The sequence below is a fragment of the Vibrio sp. 1562 genome (genome assembly GCF_033340155.1).
In the GTDB taxonomy this organism is placed as follows: domain Bacteria; phylum Pseudomonadota; class Gammaproteobacteria; order Enterobacterales; family Vibrionaceae; genus Vibrio; species Vibrio alginolyticus.
Window position 1 is genome coordinate 1 of the sequence record NZ_JAWOVY010000238.1, and the last position, 787, is coordinate 787.

The following is a 787-nucleotide window of genomic DNA, read 5'->3' on the forward strand; positions in this document are numbered from 1 at the left end:
TGGTAACCCGCGCCAAGTGGGTCAGATTCTGGGTTGAACAGAGTACGAACGCGAACCTTTTGGTATTCACGCATCAAGAAGAACCACAAAATTGGTATGAAGCCACCCAAGGCAATGGCAGCAGCAGCGATGATCTTCCAACTGATGCCTGCTAGGAAAATAACGAAAATACCTGAAGCCGCAATCAGAATCGACGTTCCCAAATCTGGTTGTTTCGCGATAAGAATCGTTGGTACGCACACCATGATTAGCGCAACAATCAGCGTTCGGAATGTTGGTGGTAATGGTTGGCGACCGATATAGCGCGCAACCATCAACGGTACCGCAAGTTTGAGTAATTCGGACGGTTGGAATCGAACAAAGCCTAGGTTGAGCCAGCGTTGCGCACCTTTCGAGGCCTCACCAAAGAACAGTACGCCAAATAGCAAAACTACACCGGCAATAAACATTAGTGGCGCCAGGCTTTCATACGTTCGTGGAGAAAGTTGAGCCAGAACCACCATCACGACAAGAGACAATACCATGCGCATTGCTTGGCGATCCATCATCTCCAAACTTTGTCCGCTGGCACTGTACATGATCACGAGACCAAAACCCATTAAAGCAAAGATGCCGAGGAGGAGGGGCAAGTCGATATGGAAGCGCTCAAACAAGGCGCGGTTTTTACCTGTAGAGGGATCCATCTTCATTAGCGTGTAACCTCTTTTTGCGCGTTGGTTTTGTCATCTTCTGGTTTGATTTCTTCTGGGCCAAGAACCACTCGGTCAAAAATCTTTCTCGCCATTGG

At 48.5% G+C, this 787-nt stretch carries 1 protein-coding gene; it reads right to left on the minus strand.

What is annotated here, in order from left to right; all coding sequences use genetic code 11:
• On the minus strand, nt 1-689 hold a 689-nt coding region (locus tag R7Z49_RS24375), incomplete at its 3' end, for an FtsW/RodA/SpoVE family cell cycle protein (protein WP_318112276.1).
• Nucleotides 690-787 lie beyond the last annotated feature (98 nt).